This is a genomic window from Microcoleus sp. S1D4, assembly GCF_036700765.1.
Classification (GTDB): Bacteria; Cyanobacteriota; Cyanobacteriia; order Cyanobacteriales; family Microcoleaceae; genus Microcoleus.
In genome coordinates this window covers 152,707-172,156 of the sequence record NZ_JAUBPP010000011.1, presented here as the reverse complement: position 1 = coordinate 172,156, position 19,450 = coordinate 152,707, and the positions used below count along the sequence as shown (strand labels likewise).

Below are 19,450 nucleotides of genomic sequence, written 5' to 3'. Positions count from 1 at the left end.
ATGATTATTTTTGGATTGATTACAGAGGGACTTACTGACCAAATTGTAATTGAGAAGATTTTAGCTGGATTTTTTAATAGTCAAAATATAGAGGTAACACCTCTTCAGCCAAAAAGAAATAAAGACAATCAGAATAAGTCCCAATCCGGCGGTTGGACTCTAGTGTTTGATTATTGTCATTCAAAAAAGTTTCAAGAATCATTTCGATTTTTTGACTATATCATTATTCAAATAGATACTGATGTTTTGGTGGATTCAGAAAATTCTAATTATAATATTCCCAGTCGAGATGACAATGGTGATGAGTTTACTCCTCAGCAGTTAATTGCAAAAGTTATTGAGAAATTTAGGGACGGGATTGGTGAGGATTTTTACAACACCAATCAACAGAAGATAATTTTTGCAATATCTGTACATTCTATTGAGTGTTGGTTGCTCCCACTGTATTATACAGATAAACAGAAAAAAGGTAAATGCAAAAACTGTCTTAATACGTTAAGTTATGAGCTTTCCAAGCAACACAAATTTACAATTGACAAGAATGCTAAAAATCCTGAATATTATCGAGAGATTGCCAAACAATATGGCAAGCATAAAGTTTTAATGAAGCATTACCAAGATAATCCTAGTCTGAAAATTTTTATAGAAGAGATTGAGAGTAGAAATATTCAAATTATTGAAGAGGATGACTGGTAACTATCCAGATTTTTATGTCGTATAATAGAGACAAAAATTAGGAGATTAGTATGCAAGTATACAAACTTAGAGGTAAAATAGATGAGGCTGGGAATTTAGTAGTTTTGGAATCCCTGGATATGCCGCCCGGAGATGTGGAAATCATCGTTTGGCCGGTGGCTGATGCTGTTAAACTGGCTAGCGAGTCGAAAAGTGCGATACCTGAGACATCTCAGACGAAGTTTAAAACGAAGGTGAAAGCATTTCAAGCTTTGTTTGAGAATACTCAGCCTGTCCCGCCTGACTTCGATGCAGACGAAGCTAGATGGGAAGCTTTGAAGGAGAAACATAACTTGTGAAAGTCCTCATAAACACCAATGATTCAAGACTTAACGAATTATCCCCATAGCAGTTTTCAATTTTCTGAAATACAGGACACGGCAGTGCCGTTTCCCTACCTGAAAACGGCTATAAATTTCCCAAATCTCTAAATTTCTGACTCCAACTCTGTAGCTCGTAATTTCACGGGAAATTCAACTTTCTTCAACTCAGACGACTCTAATAACTGCACTTTCTCCTCAGAATTAGCTTCACCATTCCGCACTTTTCCCAATTTTTCCGCCAAAGTATCCCGCTGGTTGATCAAATAAATACTTACCAAAGTCAGCCCTACCCCCATAGATTGCAGCGAATTCAACACCTCGCCCAAGAACAAATTGCCGAACAGCAAAGCAAAAATTGGGGTAAGAAACGTCAGAGAACTTAAACTCGTCAAACTGCCGCTAGAAGCAAAATAAAAGAATAAACCGTAGGCGATCGCACTTCCGAACACGGTAGAATAACCTAGCGCCATCCAGCCCGAAAAATCGATATTCACAAACTGCTCTGACTCAGTAGTCGCCGAAATCGCCAACAGTGGCAAACCGCCCAAAATCATGTGCCAGCCCGTCGCCACAATCGGGTCAACATAGCGGCAAACCCAGCGCACCAAAACCGTACCCACAGCCATCGACAAAGCCGCCAACAGCATCAACCATTCCCCACCCTCAAAGAACTGTTCCATACCCCCAGAAACCTGCGCGCCTTCGGGAGAAAACAGCCCCAAAATCCAGCCATCGGGCAACCCAATCAAACTGATGCCGATAACGCCAATTACTAATCCCAACCAGCCCCAAAAACCAATTTTTTCTTGAAACAACCACAAACACAAAATCGCCACAGCTAGCGGTTGAGAATCAATCATCACCGAGCCCAAACCCGCACCGGTTCTCGCCAAACCTTCGGCTAAAAAGCCTTGAAACAAAGTACCGTCAACTAAAGCAAACAGCGAAATCCACAGCCAAGCTTTCCAACCCGCAGGCTGTGCCTTTCCCATCAGCGCCGCCGCCAACAGCACCAACACGCCCGCAGGTACTAAACGCACAAATGCCACAAATAGAGGTGTCGTGTGCGGCATCACTCCTTTCATCGCTACCATTGCGGTTCCCCACAGGAAAAACGGCGCGATTAACAACAGCGGGGCAAAGGGTAGTTTAGAATCGGTAAGTTTTAGCTGCATGGCGGGGACTCCAAATAATTGATGAGAGTGGCTCTCAGAAAAATAATGTAGATTTGTTAAGCAATTTTTACAATTATATATCGAAGGTGGGTTAAGTGCGATCGACCGATCGGCAAGAAACCCAGTTTTTTCACCCAGATATTCGCTTCAAACCCTGAATCTCTGCAAAAAACCCGGTTTCTTCAGTCTCATCGAGTAGCCTTCTTCCCTCTTCCCTCTGACAACAGCCAACTGCCAACTGCCAACTGCCAAGTGCCTTCAGATGAGTCACACTAGAAGTTAGCTACAAAATTTCCTACATTGCCTGTAAACTGCCCATGATTTGGCCATTCAAGCCCCGCTACCGCAAACAAATCGCCCGTATCGAAGTCACCGGAGCCATCGCCGGAGAAACCCGCAAACGAGTTCTAGAAGCGCTCAAAACCGTTGAAGAACGCAAATTTCCTGCCTTGCTGCTGCGGATAGACAGCCCTGGGGGGACAGTCGGCGATTCCCAGGAAATTTACAGCGCGCTCAAGCGTTTGCAAGAAAAAATCAAAATAGTCGCTAGTTTCGGCAATATTTCAGCTTCTGGCGGAGTCTATATCGGCATGGGCGCTCACCATATTGTTGCCAATCCCGGTACAATTACTGGCAGCATCGGCGTGATTATCCGCGGCAACAATCTAGAAAAGCTGCTTGAAAAAGTCGGCGTTTCTTTTGAGGTGATTAAATCGGGGCCGTATAAAGATATCTTGGCATTCGATCGACAATTGACCGAGCCAGAACAGCAAATTCTGCAAGACTTGATCGACACCACCTACCAGCAATTCGTCGAAACCGTCGCAGAAGCCCGGAAACTCCCAGTTGAAAAAGTCAAAACCTTTGCCGACGGTCGCATTTTTAGCGGTCAGCAAGCCTTAGAATTGGGTGTGGTCGATCGACTCGGAACAGAAGAGGACGCTCGCCGCTGGACAGCCGAACTCGCAGGCCTCGACCCGGAAAAAACCGAGTGCTGTACGCTAGAAAAAGCCAAACCTTTCCTAAATCGGGTCTTGGGGAGTAGTCTGGATACATCGGGGATTTCAGCTTACAAAAACTTGCTGGAATTCGAGCTTTCGACTAGCGGTTTACCGCTGTGGCTGTATCGCCCGTGATTTAATAGTCAGTTGGCAGTTGGCAGTTGCTAATTGGCAGTTGGCAGTTGGTAATTGGCAGTTGGCAATTGGTAATTTGTAATTGCAACTAACAACTAACAACTAACAACTAACAACTAACAACTACAACTAACAACTAACAACTACCAACTCACAACTACCAACTCACAACTCACAACTCACAACTACCAACTAACAACTAACAACTGACAACTGACAACTAGCAACTACCAACTGACAAAAAAATGGAGAATATTTGCGTGGAATGGCAAGTGCGGGCGATTCGCGGGGCAACAACTGCTAGCGAGAATTCGGTGGAAGCAATTCGAGAATCGGTGAGAGAACTTTTAGATGAATTAGAAACAAGAAATAATTTAGATCCGGAATTAATGATTAGTGCTACGTTTTCTGTCACCCGCGATTTAGATGCTATCTTTCCGGCCGCGATCGCCCGCGAACGTCCCCGCTGGTGCAATGTTCCTTTGTTGGATGTGCAGCAAATGCACGTTAAGGGTTCTTTGGAACGCTGCATCCGCTTTTTAATTCACATCAATTGGCCGGCACATACCGAAATTTATCATCCTTATTTGCGCGGAGCTCAAAATTTGCGCCCCGATTGGAATTTAGCTGTGGCGGTGGCTGGGGAAAAATAGACGGCTCTTTCGGATATTTGGGGAAAAATGTATATTGGGCTGCGGGGTAATTGGTAATTGGCGATCGATTCGGAACCTATTACCCATTACCAGACATTAGATTAACCGATCGCCAAAATGTCGGGATAGCCGTTTGATTTACTAATAAATTGCAAAAAAAACCGGCTTCTCGAAGAAACCGGGTTTTTATCAATCAGTGGCTTTCTTGTGATGCAGCCTAATCCCTAAAAAGATGTCATATATAAAACTCCAAAAGTCCTTTTTCCCTTCCAATATTCCCAAACTTTGAGGAGAACCCTTCTCATCCAACAGCGGCTTTACAGCCTCGTAAGCCGGCTTGTAATTGTACCAAGGAATTGAAGGCCACAAATGATGGATCAGGTGATAATTCTGCCCCAAAATTAAGATATTCAGAATCGGACTCGGATATACTCTGGCATTTTTCCAGCGATCGCGCTCGTGAAACGGACGGTGCGGCAAATAATCAAAAAATAACCCCAAGGCTAAGCCCACCACCAAAGCAGGAGAAAACCAAAAATTCAGCACGTAACCTAAATGGTCGTATTGAATGGAGATACAAACCACTCCAATTACAAACAAACGGCTAAAAAACCATTCCCAAAGTTCGTATTTCCGCCACAGTTTGCGCTTAAAGAAGAAAATCTCGTGGTAAAAAAACCTCGCAGCAATTAACCACAAAGGCCCGCCAGTAGAAACATAATGGTCTGGATCGTTTTCTGGGTCATTAACATGGGCGTGATGTTGCATATGTACCCGCGTAAATACCGGGAAAGCAAAGCCCAACATCAGCGCGCTACCGTGTCCCAAAATAGCGTTAATTGTGCGATCGCGGTGCGCCGCATTGTGAGACGCATCGTGAATCACCGTTCCAGCCATGTGTAACGCCAGCACGTTCAGCAAAAAACAACACCAATCCGGCCATTCCCCGTACCAGTAACCCACAAAGGAAATCGCGATCGTCGCTAATGCACTCACAAACAACAGCAGCGTCGGATTCAAGTCACCGGGAGGACTCAGAAACTCTTTCGGCACTGTCAGCGGCCGTCCTGCCTCCGACATCTTTGTTAACACTCCTTAATATTTCACCCTTGCGTAGTATAAGATACAAGTCTCCCTATAGTAAAGTTTGGTAAAAAAACTGAATCTAATGTATCGCCCACTAAGTTTAGAGATGTCTCTGGACTCAAACTCTTAGGTGCGCGGGACAATCCCAAATATCCAATCCCAAATTAAAATTGTTTTACCCGCAAGCTGACCAACTTTTCGAGAGGGGATATTTAAAATTTCGCCCGATCGCAAATTCGATCGCCACAATGGTAGAGTTTTTGTATTATAGGCATCTTGACCCCGCCCAAAAACGGATACAAGTTTCCCACAAAACTCGCCAGCAGCCCCAAATTTTAGACTAAGAGTTCAGCTCCCAGATTCATCTGTTGTAGACTAAATCTCACATCTAAAACTTGTAGGCCCAAGTCGAAGAATCTCAAATCGACCGACTGTCTTTCCACCCGCCTCCCCAGAACACCGCTGATGCAATTGCCAAAAGCCCTACGCCGAACTAAAATTGTCGCCACCATTGGCCCTGCCACATCCAACCCACAAGTGCTGCGCAACCTCATAGAAGCTGGTGCTACAACTTTGCGACTCAACTTTTCCCACGGAACAGAAGAAGACCACCAGCGCAGCATTCGCTTAATCCGGCAAACTTCCTTTGAACTCAACCAGCCGGTGGCAATCCTCCAAGACCTCCAAGGCCCGAAAATTCGTTTAGGGCGCTTTGAAACAGGCTCTATAGTTGTCAAAAACGGCGATTCCTTCATTTTGACTAGCCGCCCAGTTGTCGGCACAGAGCTGATTTCTTCCGTCACCTACGAAACCTTAGCTTCGGAAGTCCCAGAGGGAGCCACGATTCTGCTCGACGACGGGAAAGTAGAAATGCGCGTCGAAAAAGTAGACCGCGGCGGGGGAGAACTGTTCTGCCGCGTCGTCGTTGGTGGGCCCCTTTCCAACAACAAAGGCGTAAATTTTCCGGGAGTTTACCTGTCAATCAAAGCCCTGACTGACAAAGACCGCAAAGATTTAATGTTCGGCCTCGACCAAGGTGTCGATTGGGTGGCTTTGAGCTTCGTGCGGAATCCCCAGGATATGCTGGAAATTAAAGAACTGATTGCTAGTGCGGGCAAGCAAGTACCGGTGATTGCTAAGATCGAAAAGCACGAGGCGATCGAACAAATGGAAGAAATTCTCGCCCTTTGCAACGGCGTGATGGTCGCCCGGGGCGATTTGGGAGTAGAACTTCCCGCCGAAGACGTGCCGATTTTGCAAAAGCGGCTGATTGCGACTTCCAACCGCATGGGCATTCCGGTGATTACCGCGACCCAGATGCTCGACAGCATGGTCAACAATCCCCGTCCTACCCGCGCCGAGATTTCCGACGTGGCTAACGCGATTCTCGACGGAACTGATGCGGTAATGCTCTCCAATGAAACCGCTGTCGGCAATTTTCCTGTCGAAGCGGTGGCGACGATGGCGAGAATTGCCATCCGCATCGAAAGGGAAGAAATTAAGCGCAATATTAGAAATGTAGAAGATGTCGGTCGATCGATCCCCAACGGCATCAGCCAAGCAGTCAGCCAAATCTCCGAACAGCTAAACGCCGCGGCGATTATGACACTGACCAAAACCGGCTCTACAGCCCGCAATGTCTCCAAATTCCGACCGAAAACTCCAATTTTGGCAGTTACTCCCCACGTAGACGTAGCCCGACAACTGCAATTAGTCTGGGGAGTCAAACCCCTGTTGGTGCTAGATTTGCCCTCAACAGGCCAGACATTTCAATCTGCGATAACTGTCGCCCAAGAAAAAGAATTATTGTCCGACGGAGATTTAGTGGTGATGACCGCCGGTACTCTGCAGGGGGTTGCTGGCTCAACGGATTTGATCAAAGTTGAAGTAGTGACAGCAGTTTTAGGCAGAGGCACCGGTGTCGGTTTGGGCTCGGTAAGCGGGATGGCCAGGGTGGCTCGCACTGCTACGGATGTGTCGAATTTCCGCGCTGGAGACATTTTGGTAGTGGAGCGCACCAGCGCCGATTTTGTGGAGATGATTCGCAAAGCAGCAGGTGTTGTGACGGAGGAGGAAAGTTTGACTTCTCACGCTGCGATTATCGGTTTGCGTTTGGGCGTGCCAGTGATGGTGGGGGTTGAGAATGCGATGCGGATAATTCGGGACGGCACTATGCTGACGCTGGATATGCAGCGGGGTTTGGTTTATTCCGGCGCAAGAGCAGGCTCAACTGACGGGGAACTGGTTGTTTGACAAGTTCTGAGTTTTGTTCGCCTGCGGGGTCAAAAACCCAGTTTCTGCTTTAATGTCGATCCAGCGTCGAAAATTGGGGTAGAAACCGGGTTTTTATCGCTCAGCGTCCTCAAGTTCTCAGTTGTGGAGTTTGGAATTAAATTCTACAACTCGTTGATTTTTTTTAAAATTTGTGCTATTCTTCAAAACTGTCTGTGCCGATGTAGCTCAGTGGTAGAGTAACCGATTCGTAATCGGTCGGTCGCGGGTTCAAATCCCGCCATCGGCTTTGAGTTTGAGCTGTTTTTGCGAAAACGAAGCCATGAAATTTATATCAAATCCTCTCTTCATCGGAAAAGTAAATTTACTGTTGACTGTTAACTGTTAACATCACCAGGAGTACAACCGGAATTGATATTAACTATTAATTAGATTTGTAGTCCAGACTTTAGTCGTGATTAATTGATTTTATTTTGGAGGGCGAGGGACGCGAGAACTCAGCGGGCTGAGGATTTGATTCAGGGCGCGCAATTGTTCGGCAGTGCCCAAACAAATTAGCATATCTCCTCCTTCGATCGTAGTTTCTCCAGTTGGCCCTACAATCAAATTGCCGTCAGGGCGACGAATTGCCAAAACTAAAGCCCCGGATTGCGATCGCAATTTGGCATTTCTCAAAGTTTCTCCGACGTACATACAACTATTCGGATTCACCAGAAATTCTTCCATGTAAAAAGAATTGTCGGTTCCCGTCAAAACCCCGTCTAAAAAATCCAGAACTTGAGGGCGCAAAGCCGCCGCCGCCATGCGTTTTCCCCCCGTAATGTAGGGGGATACAACCACATCGGCTCCGCCCCGCTGCAACTTCTTTACGGCTTCTTCTGTCGTGGCGCGGGCGATCGCCCGTACCTTCGGATTCAGAGTTTTTGCCGACAGCACAGTGTATAAATTCTCGGCATCCGACGGCAAAGCTGCTACAATACAAATTGCGCGATCGATCCCCACATTCAGCAAAATTTCGTCCAGAGTCGCATCTCCCTGCACCCCCTTGTACCCCAGCGCCAAGGCAGCCTCGATCGACTGTATCGCCGAATCTACCACCACAAAAGGGATTTTTTCTGCCTCAAATTCCAAGGCAATCTGCCGGCCCGTGCGCCCAAAACCGCATAGAATATAATGTCCGCTCAAAGAATCTACCAAACGCCGCTGCTGCCTAATTCTTGCTCCTTCTTGAAAATAGCCTTGAATTAGCGCTTCTGTAAAGCGGTTAACGATGAAACCAATCACCATGACACCCATCAAAATCAGGCACATGGTAAACATTCGCCCGCGGCTACCGAGGGGGTGAATTTCGCCGTAGCCGACAGTTGCTAAGGTAAATACAGTCATATAAGCTGCATCCAGCAAAGACCATTTTTCCACCTGCCAATACCAGAGAGTACCCGTGCATAAAACACCACCAAGGGCGATCGCGCCGCCCGTTAACTCTTTTTCCAGATGCTGATACTTTTGCTCTAGAGTTGAATACACCTATCTCGCTTGCTGATTAGCTATTATCTCGAAAATTGGGTTAAAAACCCCGTCCTAATTTATAATACCGTCGCACAAGCGGCGATCGCTTTCTTGAAGCTGAGACTTAACCTGAAGAGAATTGCGAGTTAAATTACAACCGTGTATCAGCAAATCTTCCCCATTCAAATTCCACAATATCACCGTACCATCTGCACTCGCACTAGCGATCGCCCTACCATCAGGACTAAAAATCGCACTTTGCACCGCACTTTTGTGACCCTTTAAAGTTTTGAGCAATGTACCATCAACTTTCCACAGTCTCACCATGTTGTCTGCACTCGCCGATACCAGTATTTGGCGATCGGGACTAAAGCTAACATTTGTGACTTGACTGGGATGTTTAAACATACTCATTAGTATACCATTTGGCTTCAATATTTTCACATCTTTCTCACCTGCTACTGAGACAGTTATTTGATTTCTTTGTTTTACATTAGCTTTTGCGATCGGGCGTATTTTTTCCTTAAAAACTTGAATTAACTTGCCGTCAATTTGCCAAACCTTAACTGTATTATCATCGCTAACTACCACCAACCTCTGATTATCTCGACTAAAAGTGACATCGATAATTTGATGAGGCTGACCTATTAAAACAGCTTTCAAACTGCCGTTTTTCTGCCAAATTCTAATAGTATTATCCTCGCTAGCAGTCGCCAAAAGTTGACTGTTTGGGCTAAAAGTAACAAAAGCTAGCTTTGCAGTTGAAGCGCGGAAAGTTATGCGTCGATCGAAACTGTAAACTGCTTGTTCCAGTGCCGTTAAAACCCGGACTTGGATATCTGATTTGACTCCAAGGGAGCAATTCATTTCTTGGACAGCTTTGATGCTTTCAATTAAAGCCTCTGGTTTTTTACCCGCTGCAAATAGAGTTTCGGAAAACAAACTGAGAGTCAGAATTTTCTGGTTTCTTTCCTCAATTGAAGGTTTGATCCAAAAAGCAGCAATTAAGATTGAAATCAGCAATCCTGAACTTACAGTAAAAATTTGTACTTTCAGTCGTTCTTCACGCCAGAGTTTAAGTTGAGTAGCTTTTCTCAGGTTTTGCTCTGCGGTTACTTCTTCTAATAACTGATTTTGCCGGCGCAATAATTGTATTTCTAATTTAGTTTGCTGTTCGCGATCGTGCAATTCGGTAAATTCGGCTTCTTGGCTAGCAGCTAAAAACTGATAATCGTGAGCACTCAAGCTTTTGCCAGCAGCCCATTCTCGCGCATCTTGCAGTGCTTGACCGCGCAAAAAACGAGATTTATCTTGACAACTTGATATTATCCATGCTGTTAGAGCTTCGGCGTAAGGTCGCAAATTGTCAAGGGCTTTTTCTACCCAGTTATGGTTGAATATAGATGCGTAAATTAGGTTATTTACCATTAATTTACCACCTCGTTTTACCACTAATCCACTCAATCTCAATTCAGTTTGTTCGGGGGTATCATCGGCGCAGATCCGCCCAGCCAGGGCCCACACGGGGGCACTGCCCCCACAATCGGAAGGTTCTAAGATCGGCAATATTTTTTGATAGAGTCCTAATAATCTGCTGGCGCAGTGCTGATTTCTGAGAAGGCGATCGCGAATTGTTTTCAAATGCACTGGCTCATCAGCAGCTTCCCAATTATCAATAATCTGAGCTTGCACAATCTCCGCGATCGACAATCTGTTCGTAGTGAAGACTTCAGTTTTTTTTCCTAATTTCTGCCCTTGAACTATCAATTTACACAGCTTTTGAGTCAGAAACGGTTGACCGCCCGTCCACTCCAAAATCTCTTGCAAAACAGCTTGATAATTGTCAACTTTCCCCTCAAAACCCTTGATTAAAGGCAAACATTCCTGTAAGCTGAAACCATGAAGTTCAATAGCTCGACCGATATTAAACGGCGTGCGAGTTGCATCGCTAATTAAATCAGATGGCGTAGCTACTCCCAGCAAAGCAAATGTTAACCGCTGATATTCTGATTTGTGCGCTCGTTTATTGTAGCAAGACCTAATCAAGGCAAAAAAGTCATCTAGCGATTCTTTGAAACTGAGAACGCTATCAATTTCATCAATAAAAATAACAATATTTTGAGAGATTTTGACCAGCAATAACTCTTCGATTAATTCTCCTAAGCGTTGCACCGGCGACATCAACTCTCTCTCCCGCCACCAAGTCATAAACTCGACTGCGTTAAACAGTTTGAAATTGCACAAAAGCTTGTAAGCGACGCCGCCGTACCACTTATCCAGAGAGACTTGCTGGTTGCCAATGTCCGAAAGGTCGATCGTAGCACAAGCAATGCCATCAGCCGAGAGCTTTTGTACAGTTCGCACTAGCAAACTGGATTTGCCCATTTGCCGGGAATTGAGCACGTAACAAAACTCTCCAGCTTTCAGAGCTTGATAAAGTTCCGAGTCAGCTTGTCGCACTACATAGGTAGGTGCATCTTGCGGAAGACTGCCACCAATTTGATATTGATAATCGACTGTCATTATATTGCCTCTATTGATAACTTTGTCTCAGTTCTCTGGTGCCTGTAGCACAAGCAATTTTACCATTTTGATAAGTTGGTTCTGGTGGTTTAATTGTACCAGCAGAATCAGCTCCGCACAATATAGATGTGGTCGTTTTTTTATTTTTAGAAGCATTTGACTCACCTTTGGGAGCAGGAATTACAAAAACTCCACCGACACAGCTTTTAAGATTTTTATGCTTTGAGACTCCATAATTAAATGTTGCTTTTTTTGTTGTATGGTGGGAATATTTGTAATTTTCTGTCTCGGTTTTAATAATGCGAATTTTTAAAGCCTTAACAAAAGTGCTAAAAACACTTTTTTCGGCAAAATAGGCTTGCTGACGTTTGTTGATTAAGCTAATATAATCTCTGGGTTCCCATTGCTTGTTGTTCCTAAGCTTAACCTGAAAGGATGGCACAGCTATCGAAAGCAATACTCCAATCACGATTAAAATCCCTAAGCATCCACCACCATTAGATGCAATGCTAGCTGATTTAGAACTTTGTTGACTCATAGTTTTGTATCCTCTCTGTTTGTAGTAAAGACTTTAGTCCGGTAAATCTCACTTGAATGCCGATTTGATATGAGTAATCGACAGTCATTATATTGCGTATAGTTAGATTATTGGGACCATTGTTTTGTGCCTTTACCACAAGCAATTTTACCATTTTCATAGGTGGGTTCCGTTGGTTTAATTGTACCGGGAGAATCAGCTTGGCACAATATGGACGTTGTAATTCTTTCCTCTTTAGCAGCATTTGGCTCAAAGTTTTTAGCAGGCACCAGAAAAACACCACCGACATAACTTTTGGAGTTGTTTCCCTTTGCTACTGCATAATTAAATGCTGCTTTCTTAGTGGCACGAATTGAATACTTGAAATGTGTTGTCTCTGTTTGAATGCCCATTCCCAAAGCCTTAACAGAACTGGAAAAAGCATTTTTTTCTGCAAAATAGGCTTGCTGACCTCGGTTCACTGAGCTAACATACTCTTGCGCTTGAAATGTCATATACGATGTCATATACTCATCATGCCCGCTATCACCCAGAAATGATGGCAGAGCGATCGCGCCAATTACTCCAATGCCCATTAAAAGCAGTAAGCATCCGCAACCATTAGGTGAAATGCTAGCTGATTTAGAACTTTGTTGACTCATAGTTTTGTATCCTCTCTGTTTGTTGTAAGAACTTTAGTCCAGTAAACCTCAAGTGAAGGCCGATTTGATATTGTAATCGACGGTCATTATATTGCGTATAGTTAGATTAGTTTGGCCATTCTTTTGTGCCTTTCCCACAAGCAATTTTACCATTTTCATAGGTGGGTTCCGCTGGTTTAATTGTACCGGGAGAATCAGTTTAGCACAAGATGAACGTTGTAGTTATTTCCTCTTTAGCAGCATTTAGATCAAAGTTTTTAGCAGGAACTAGAAAGACACCGCCGACATAACTTTTGAAGTCTTTTTCCTTGGATACTCCATAATTAAATCCTGCTTTTTTAGTGGTGCGAACTGAATACTTGAAATTGGTCGTCTCGGTTTTAATCCCAATTTCCAAAGCATTAACAGAAGTAGCAAAAGCACTTTTTTCAGCAAAGTGAGCTTGTTGGGCTTTGTTCATTGATCCAACATACTGTTTTGCTTCTGACTGCTTGCTTCTATTGGTATTATTTAGATAAAATGGCAGAGCTATCCCATTCATTACTCCAATACCGGCTATAAGTAATAAGCATCCACAACCGCGAGAAGCTGCATTGCGAACTATTGATTCTTTATTGTTAGTCATGGTGTTGTCTCCTTAAATGGTATATACAATGCGAATTAAAATCGGCGAGGCAGAGCTTCTGGATCTGCGTTACCAGGCAGAGCCTGGTAACGAGGAAAATGATGGAATACTAATCTCTAAGCTCGCAGCTTTTGTACTTCTTTCCGGTCAATGGATGTGGGCTGAATCACTTTACTGCCGATCGCAAAATCGCGCAATTCCACTCTTGTAAACTTCACACCCCAAGGATCTGTCGTTGTATCCAACTCTTCCACTAAAGCATTATTAATCTCATGTCGAGCCGTGTAGAGTTCCTCAACAGATAATTTAGCAAGGTGAGTCCGAATTGAAAGAATCAGCATATTTAACATCGCTTCCTTGAGATTCTGCACTTTGTAGGAAGCTTTTTCTAAGTCAATAATTCGCCAGTACACAATAAAATCAACGGTGACGGCAACCCGATCGCGCGTCGTGCATTCTTGCGGTGACAGCCTTAAAATTTGCTCGCGCAGAGTTTGTTTATAGGCGACTGTTTCGACAAAGGGAATCAAAAATGTTATACCCGGTTCTAGTTTTTTTCGATCGTACTTTCCGAAAATTTCAACTAATGCCTCATCTCCTTGACGGACAATTTTTACGCTGTTGGCTAAGGATACTCCAGTGATGGCAAACAATACCGTCAAAAAATACTGATACATAGTGAATCTCCTGGTAAATAGTTGACAGTTGACAGTTGACAGTTGATAGTGATTTCTTAGTCTCTTAGAGGGACTTTGTTTGGCAAGAAGCGATTTAACTCGCCGAGTCATAAAAGAGCCAACTCAGATTTAGCCGTTGATGTGAATTAATCTGTCAGGTACAACAATCAGCGTGTTTCCTTCGCGGCGCAAAACGTAAACTTTTTGTCGGGGTGCGATCGCCCCTTGGGAATCTTCATTGCGAGCTTTCCACGAAGCCCCTTCATAAATCACCATTCCGGTTTCTCCGGGGAAAATTTCGGAGATAGTTGTCGCTTCGGTTGCTTCGGGAATCACAAACTTTTTGCGAACAATAAAAATTGGTCTAATCCAGATGCTCAGCGCGATGGCTATCCCCATCCAGTAGAAGATTTGCCAGTCAAAATCTTCATACATTATGTTCGCCCAACTAAATTGAAATGCTACCGAACCTCTCCACAAAATAAATGATTCAATTACAGCCGAAGCTCCCATCATTAGCAGGTAAAATCTGTATTTTTGGGGCTGAGTTTTAATGATTAATAGCTCCATCGCACTAAGCACAACTCCCAGTAGCAGCCAGAATAGGGGCGGGGTGAAGGCGAAACCTGGTTGATTAGTGGCTGAGGCCAGCGACCAAATTAGGATAGAATACACAATGCTTTTACCTCGTTTTGATGGGATTCAACCTTGTTATTTCTAATCTAATCAGGTGGCTATTTGAGTTTGCGACTGAGTTATTTGAAAATTCATCGACTTTTCATCGACTTTTCATCGACTTTAGGGACGGTTGGCATTTATGATGGTTTCAGTGTTTTGATTGTGATAAGCAATGCCACGATCGCTAAGGGTGCGCGAAGAGTGCATTCGCGCAGTTAAATCCTGTCTCCTGAGAAATGGCTTCCCCAGTCAGAAAATCCTGGCTGAGGATTTAGGGATGGCCCAATCTACAGTCAGCCATTTTCTGAATGGCAAACCTGTGGATTATGCCAATTTCATAGAAATTTGTCGCGGATTGGGTCAGGAATGGCGCGATATAGCCGATTTTGAGGCGAATTCAGAGCCAGAGGAGGTAGTGCTGGTGAGGGCCACAGTGGCGATCGTCTTCGAGGGCTTCGCCAACGCCCGATCGACCTCACACAAAACCCTTGCTCAGCAGTTACACCAAGCTTTGAGTGCGGGAGGCCACGAGGTCTTTTTTATTAACAACAGCAGCGACTCAGGCTCATATTTAAAGCGTTGCGATTATTTGCTGTTGCTTATTTCCGAAGAATCGGCCGCTAGCGAAATGATATTGGAACAAGTGCAGCTAGCCAAGGAATTGCACAATCTAACTGCTCGTAAACCTGCAATTTTACCGATTTTATTTGAATTAAATACACCGCTTTCCTTTGATTTACTGAGCTATTTAGCAGGAATTCAGCCCTGGCTGTGGCGCGGTGTTGGCGACTCATTTAAGTTAATATCACAAATTTTAACCATTATCAAAGAAGGTCGCACATCGTTAACTGCCGACCATGAATTAGCTGTAGAATGGCACGCAATTACTAGCACAAAACAGTCAATAATTCAACCCCTGCCAGCAGCGCCGCCAGAATTGCCGGGAGGACAAGTTGAACTCACTTCTTGTTTTTATATCGATCGCCCTCCGATCGAATCCCGCTGTTATGAGACGATCGCCCAACCGGGAGCACTGATCCGCATTAAAGCGCCCAGACAGATGGGCAAAACTTCCTTGATGGCGAGGATTTTGCATCACGCAGAACAGCAAGGTTCTCGCACGGTAGCGCTGAGTTTTCAGCTAGCCAATCGGAAAATATTCGCTAATTCAGATACATTTTTGCAGTGGTTTTGTGCTAGCATCGGTCAAGAGCTAGGAATGCTGGAGCAGTTGCCCAAGTGTTGGGAATTAGCCGATTTAATTGGCAGTAATCAGTGCTGCAAGGCTTATTTTGAACAGTATTTGCTGTCAGAATCCTCAAAACCTCTGACGTTAGGCTTGGATGAGAGCGATCGCCTGTTTGAATCACCGGAAATTGCCGACGACTTCTTTGGGTTATTGCGAGCTTTGCACGAAGAAGCAAAACGGCGAGATATTTGGAAAAAGTTTCGTTTGATTGTGGTGCATTCGACGGAAGTCTATATCCCGCTGGATGTGAACAAATCGCCTTTTAATGTGGGTTTACCGATTGAATTACCAGAGTTTAATTCCCAGCAAGTGCAAGATTTGGCAAAGCGGCACGGATTGAATTGGAGTGGGAATGAAGTTGCAGACTTGATGGGGTTAGTGGGCGGAAATCCTTATTTAGTGCGGCTAGGGATGTATCATATTTCGCGTCAAGATGTGACTTTAGATCGGTTAGTGAAAGAATCTGCAACTGAAGCGGGAATTTACAGCGATCATTTGCGGCGACATTTATGGAATTTAGAGAAATATTCGGAATTAATGGAGGCGATGAGAGAGGTTGTGAATGTTTCTCAGCCAGTTAGATTGAGGTCAGAATTGGGGTTTAAGTTAAATAGTATGGGGTTGGTGAAATTGGATGGAAATCATTGCATTCCGAGATGTCGGTTGTATCAGGAGTATTTTGGCGATCGGCTTGACTGCAAATAATCCCTATTTACCCGATCGCCAAATCCACACTAACTACAAATTCGGGAAAAGCCAGCGGCGAAACTTCGTCGCCCCGCCAAAACCTCAGCATTAAACTGTAACCGTTAACAGTCGGCTGGCGGTAAACTTCCAAGCAGTTTTCCTGTAAATTGACAATCCATACTTCCTGAATTTGCGATCGAGCGTAAATAGGAAGTTTCACGTCTCTGTCATAATCTATTGAAGTGTCAGCTACTTCTATTAATAGTAAAACTTCGGATGGGACAGGATGGGCAGTTGAATAGTAATCGGCGCGAGGTTGCAGCAATACTAGATCGGGTTGCGGTTCGGTTCGCTGGCTGACTTGAATGGGGTTTTGTACCGTCACAATCGCCCTTTCTTCTGGAAGCCGGCAAAAGAGTCGGGTAATCCGGTTAACACAACCTGCATGACGAGTTCCAATAGCGGCCATTTCAACAAGTTCTCCTTCTATCAATTCTACGCGATCGCCCTCACAAAGAATCCCAGCTTCACCCATCAGATGGTATTCTTCTACGGTGAAAAGTCTTTTGAGCAACTGCACTGCCATAACTTACCGTTCCTCTAATTATTTCTTCGATTATAGTCACACGCCCTATTAAATGCCAAATGCCAGTGATGTCTAAAGTCGATGAGAAGTCGATGAAAAGTCAGTCGAGTTCTCAAATAGCCTGGTGATTTAATAGAGATAGAGTAGAAGCAAGGCACAATATGCGAGGTTTGCATACCCCGCCGCACTCAGTGATATATTCAGTTTAACCTCAATGAGGCATTTACCTGAAACCTGAATATTGTCGCGCCTCTCCTCCAATAATTACTCGCTGGACAACTAATCGGCTAACACATTTGAAGAACAATCATGCAGCTTAAGAAAAATCCTCAACTCGATGCACTCGATAAAAAAGTGGAATCTTCAGAAAAAAAGATTCTCCCTGACAAAAAACGTAAATCATGGGTAGGAACTTTTCTGAAAATCACTTTTATTTATTTTCCTATGGGCAGCATAATACTTGGTGCGATCGCGTTGCCGAATCTGCTCTCTTGTGGCAATAAAGCGAAGCAGTCAGAAGCTAAACAATATGTTAGCTCAATGAACCGCGCTCAACAAGCTTATTTTGCCGAAAAAGGTGTTTTTGCAACTTCCCTTGATGCCCTCGATCTTGGTCTTAAGTCTCAAACAACCAACTACAATTATTCAGTAATTGCTGGTGAAAAAGCTGCATTTAGTTACGGCGTATCCCGCACAGTACAAAAGGATATCAAGAGCGTTATCGGAGCTGTTTTTTTAGTACCTACTCCTCTTGCCAAGGCTAAGAAAGCTGCCGATACAAGTACGAGGCTAACTATACTATGTATTGCCAAGTCTGATACTCCAACTCCACCTGCTGAGCCAATAAATATTAACGGTAAATTAGCTTGCGGTGATGGGACAGTAGAATTGAATAAGTAAATTGCGACCAAAATTATGCCAGAAATTGTCAAAGGCTTCATCATCTTAGCTTGCATCTTCATTCCCCTCGAAAGAATTTTATCCTTGCACAAGCAAAAGATATTCCGTCTCGGATGGGCAACGGATGCCACCTATTTTTTTACAGGTCACTTTATTGGTAGATCCGGCGCTATTGTTGTGACTGTAATTTTGTCGCTGATGACTAATTTACTAAACCCGGAATTGCAAAGCAAAGTAGCTTCTCAACCTTTGTGGTTGCAGTTGGCAGAAGCAGTTATCGTTTCAGATATGGCATATTATATTGCTCACAGACTACTGCATGAAGTACCCTGGCTTTGGCAATTTCATGCAATCCATCACACCATTGAACACATGGACTGGTTAGCCGCAGTGCGGGTGCATCCCTGCGAGCAAATCTTTACTCAGATTTGCAAAATTATGCCTCTTTACTGGTTGGGATTTACTAAGGAGAGTTTGGTGGTTTATGCTCTTTATTCGGCGGCGATCGCTTTTTTAATTCATTCTAATATTAAATTAAAATTTGGCATCCTAAAATGGTTCGTAGCAACCCCACAATTTCATCACTGGCATCACAGTAAAATTCCCCAAATCCACAACAAAAACTTTGCTGTTCAGTTGCCATTGTTAGATTTGCTATTTGGCACTATCTATATGCCAACCAAAAAAATGCCTGATCAATATGGAATCTCTGATTCTATACCTGCTGGATATGTCGGACAAATGTTCTATCCATTTTCAAGGATGATTAAAAATGCTAGATGAAAATGCAAAACCAGGTATTAAGCGCTATTCTCGCCTTTTCCTGGCAATTATGGGTTTTGGTTTGACGAGTGTTGCTTCTGTGGGTGCAGTTGCCCTATTTCATCACATGGATATCCTAACTTTTATCGCCAGTTTAAATACGAAACAAGTAACTGTTGCCGAATTGCAGCAGGGTAAGTTGAAACCAGTGATTTTGATAGATGTGCGATCGCCCGAAGAATACGCAGAAGATCGCATCGGTGAAAGTCCGCTGGTTCCGATAACTGACATTGAAGCTGGATTCGGTGTCAAGCAAGTGCAAGCTATGGCTCGATCCAGTGTCAAATTTAATCAACCTCAGCCAACTGTTGTACTTTATTGTGCGCGGGGAGCGCGCTCAGTTAAAGCATACCAAAAATTGCAAAAAACTGGGTTGAATTTGGCTTTCCTCTCAGGCGGTATCACAGCATGGCGGCAAGCTATACCTGCTAAAAAAGACGCTGAAATATTAGCCCCAATTACTCGATCGCAGAAATAGACTGTCAGGAGTAATGGGTTAGTTAGTTAAAGGAAGAGCCGAGAACAAGGGTAAGTCGAAAATATCTATCAATAGAAAGGTGTAGCCGGCTGAATGATTAGCTATCTTGAAAATAAGCAGCCAGAATATTCGGCAATCTGCAAAGGTTGGCTGTTTTGGCAGGCAGCACAATAATCTGAGTTAGCATAATTTGATTC

The 19,450-nt window shown here is 44.1% G+C and carries 19 protein-coding genes and 1 tRNA gene; 10 read left to right on the top strand and 10 right to left on the bottom strand.

Going from position 1 to position 19,450, the window contains the following annotated elements:
- Both QT998_RS14090 and QT998_RS14085 read left to right on the top strand, forming a co-directional pair.
- Entirely contained in the window at positions 1-696 is a 696-nt protein-coding gene (locus QT998_RS14090) for a phage tail protein (protein WP_333114866.1), read from the top strand.
- Between the two features lie 50 nt (positions 697-746).
- Complete coding sequence (locus tag QT998_RS14085) at positions 747-1,034, top strand: hypothetical protein (RefSeq protein WP_333114868.1); 288 nt, start codon at positions 747-749, stop codon at positions 1,032-1,034.
- Positions 1,035-1,162: 128 nt separating this feature from the next.
- On the opposite strand, the gene QT998_RS14080 is transcribed toward QT998_RS14085, so the two are convergent.
- Positions 1,163-2,233, bottom strand: a complete 1,071-nt coding sequence (locus tag QT998_RS14080; RefSeq protein ID WP_333114870.1) for a DMT family transporter — start codon at positions 2,231-2,233, stop codon at positions 1,163-1,165.
- Between the two features lie 317 nt (positions 2,234-2,550).
- Between QT998_RS14080 and sppA the strand changes: the two genes are divergently transcribed.
- Both sppA and aroH read left to right on the top strand, forming a co-directional pair.
- Positions 2,551-3,369, top strand: coding sequence for a signal peptide peptidase SppA (gene sppA / locus QT998_RS14075; protein WP_333090569.1), 819 nt, complete (start codon positions 2,551-2,553; stop codon positions 3,367-3,369).
- 245 nt (positions 3,370-3,614) lie between these two features.
- A complete protein-coding gene (aroH, locus tag QT998_RS14070; RefSeq protein WP_333090570.1) occupies positions 3,615-4,022 on the top strand; it encodes a chorismate mutase in 408 nt (135 codons plus the stop codon).
- A 189-nt stretch (positions 4,023-4,211) separates the two neighbouring features.
- Here the strand turns inward: aroH and crtR are convergent, their stop codons facing one another.
- The gene (crtR, locus tag QT998_RS14065; protein WP_194010554.1) at positions 4,212-5,102 is read right to left on the bottom strand and encodes a beta-carotene hydroxylase; all 891 of its coding nucleotides are present in this window, start codon (positions 5,100-5,102) and stop codon (positions 4,212-4,214) included.
- Between the two features lie 471 nt (positions 5,103-5,573).
- Between crtR and pyk the strand changes: the two genes are divergently transcribed.
- Both pyk and QT998_RS14055 read left to right on the top strand, forming a co-directional pair.
- Positions 5,574-7,361 carry a pyruvate kinase gene (pyk, locus tag QT998_RS14060; protein ID WP_333090572.1) on the top strand — a complete coding sequence of 596 codons (1,788 nt, stop codon included), beginning with the start codon at positions 5,574-5,576 and terminating at the stop codon, positions 7,359-7,361.
- A gap of 196 nt (positions 7,362-7,557) precedes the next feature.
- Positions 7,558-7,629: transfer RNA gene (locus tag QT998_RS14055), tRNA-Thr, on the top strand.
- Between the two features lie 179 nt (positions 7,630-7,808).
- Here QT998_RS14055 and QT998_RS14050 read toward each other — a convergent pair.
- From QT998_RS14050 to QT998_RS14020, 7 genes are all read right to left on the bottom strand, one after another.
- A complete protein-coding gene (locus QT998_RS14050; RefSeq protein ID WP_333090573.1) occupies positions 7,809-8,867 on the bottom strand; it encodes a potassium channel family protein in 1,059 nt (352 codons plus the stop codon).
- A 54-nt stretch (positions 8,868-8,921) separates the two neighbouring features.
- Positions 8,922-11,372 carry an AAA-like domain-containing protein gene (locus tag QT998_RS14045; RefSeq protein ID WP_333114874.1) on the bottom strand — a complete coding sequence of 817 codons (2,451 nt, stop codon included), beginning with the start codon at positions 11,370-11,372 and terminating at the stop codon, positions 8,922-8,924.
- Positions 11,373-11,382: 10 nt separating this feature from the next.
- On the bottom strand, positions 11,383-11,910 hold the full coding sequence (locus QT998_RS14040; RefSeq protein WP_333114876.1) for a type IV pilin-like G/H family protein: 528 nt from the start codon (positions 11,908-11,910) through the stop codon (positions 11,383-11,385).
- Positions 11,911-12,017: 107 nt separating this feature from the next.
- Positions 12,018-12,551 carry a type IV pilin-like G/H family protein gene (locus QT998_RS14035; RefSeq protein ID WP_333114877.1) on the bottom strand — a complete coding sequence of 178 codons (534 nt, stop codon included), beginning with the start codon at positions 12,549-12,551 and terminating at the stop codon, positions 12,018-12,020.
- A gap of 199 nt (positions 12,552-12,750) precedes the next feature.
- Entirely contained in the window at positions 12,751-13,176 is a 426-nt protein-coding gene (locus QT998_RS14030; RefSeq protein WP_333114879.1) for a type IV pilin-like G/H family protein, read from the bottom strand.
- Between the two features lie 116 nt (positions 13,177-13,292).
- A complete protein-coding gene (locus QT998_RS14025) occupies positions 13,293-13,853 on the bottom strand; it encodes a paraslipin (protein ID WP_333090579.1) in 561 nt (186 codons plus the stop codon).
- Between the two features lie 129 nt (positions 13,854-13,982).
- On the bottom strand, positions 13,983-14,528 hold the full coding sequence (locus QT998_RS14020) for an NfeD family protein (protein WP_333114881.1): 546 nt from the start codon (positions 14,526-14,528) through the stop codon (positions 13,983-13,985).
- Positions 14,529-14,703: 175 nt separating this feature from the next.
- On the opposite strand from QT998_RS14020, the gene QT998_RS14015 reads away from it, so the two are divergent.
- Positions 14,704-16,485, top strand: coding sequence for an AAA-like domain-containing protein (locus tag QT998_RS14015; RefSeq protein WP_333114883.1), 1,782 nt, complete (start codon positions 14,704-14,706; stop codon positions 16,483-16,485).
- Between the two features lie 7 nt (positions 16,486-16,492).
- Here QT998_RS14015 and QT998_RS14010 read toward each other — a convergent pair whose 3' ends face one another.
- A complete protein-coding gene (locus tag QT998_RS14010) occupies positions 16,493-17,053 on the bottom strand; it encodes a Uma2 family endonuclease (RefSeq protein WP_333114885.1) in 561 nt (186 codons plus the stop codon).
- Positions 17,054-17,362: 309 nt separating this feature from the next.
- On the opposite strand from QT998_RS14010, the gene QT998_RS14005 reads away from it, so the two are divergent.
- From QT998_RS14005 to QT998_RS13995, 3 genes are read left to right on the top strand one after another with little or no spacing between them, the layout of a single operon-like run.
- The gene (locus QT998_RS14005; RefSeq protein WP_333114887.1) at positions 17,363-17,953 is read left to right on the top strand and encodes a type IV pilin-like G/H family protein; all 591 of its coding nucleotides are present in this window, start codon (positions 17,363-17,365) and stop codon (positions 17,951-17,953) included.
- A gap of 15 nt (positions 17,954-17,968) precedes the next feature.
- Complete coding sequence (locus QT998_RS14000; protein WP_333114889.1) at positions 17,969-18,736, top strand: sterol desaturase family protein; 768 nt, start codon at positions 17,969-17,971, stop codon at positions 18,734-18,736.
- Positions 18,726-19,253 (top strand): rhodanese-like domain-containing protein, encoded by a 528-nt coding sequence (locus tag QT998_RS13995; protein WP_333090588.1) that lies wholly within the window; start codon positions 18,726-18,728, stop codon positions 19,251-19,253. Before QT998_RS14000 ends, QT998_RS13995 begins: the two co-directional genes overlap by 11 nt.
- The last annotated feature ends 197 nt before the right edge of the window (positions 19,254-19,450 follow it).